The organism is Streptomyces sp. NPDC127092 (genome assembly GCF_042722475.1).
Classification (GTDB): domain Bacteria; phylum Actinomycetota; class Actinomycetes; order Streptomycetales; family Streptomycetaceae; genus Streptomyces.
On record NZ_JBHXFE010000393.1, the window covers coordinates 1 to 642 of the forward strand.

1 protein-coding gene and 1 pseudogene are annotated in these 642 nt (G+C 68.5%); both read left to right on the forward strand.

The annotated features are described in order from the left end of the window. A partial coding sequence (gene rplD / locus ACFWJO_RS40730) for a 50S ribosomal protein L4 (protein WP_386873440.1) occupies nt 1–430 on the forward strand: 430 nt, incomplete at its 5' end. After that, nucleotides 427–642, forward strand: a pseudogene (gene rplW / locus ACFWJO_RS40735) (50S ribosomal protein L23); the annotation flags it as partial. The gene rplD and the pseudogene rplW, both read left to right, overlap by 4 nt.

A 642-nucleotide genomic window follows, 5' to 3' on the forward strand; every position in this document is an offset into this window, starting at 1 on the left:
GGGCTCCATCCGCGCCCCGCACATGACCGGCGGCGGCATCGTCCACGGCCCGACCCCGCGTGACTACTCGCAGCGCACCCCCAAGAAGATGAAGGCCGCCGCCCTGCGCGGTGCCCTGTCGGACCGCGCCCGCAACGGCCGCGTCCACGTCATCGAGGCCCTCGTGTCCGGGACCACCCCGTCCACCAAGGCCGCCAAGGCGGGCCTCGCGTCCCTGAACACCGGCCGCAAGAACGTGCTGCTGGTGATCGACCGGGCCGACGACGTCGCCGCCCTGTCCGCCCGCAACCTGCCCGCGGTCCACACCCTGTACGCCGACCAGCTGAACACCTACGACGTGCTCGTCTCCGACGACGTCGTGTTCACCCAGGCGGCCTACGAGGCGTACGTGGCCCAGGCTTCCGGCGCCAAGAAGGAGGATGCCCAGTGAGCGGCTCCATCAACAAGGATCCCCGCGACGTGATCATCGCTCCCGTCGTGTCGGAGAAGAGCTACGGTCTGATCGACGAGGGCAAGTACACCTTCCTGGTCGACCCGCGCTCCAACAAGTCCGAGATCAAGCAGGCGGTGGAGCGCATCTTCAACGTCGACGTGGCCTCGGTCAACACCCTGAACCGTTCCGGCAAGCGCCGTCGCACCTGT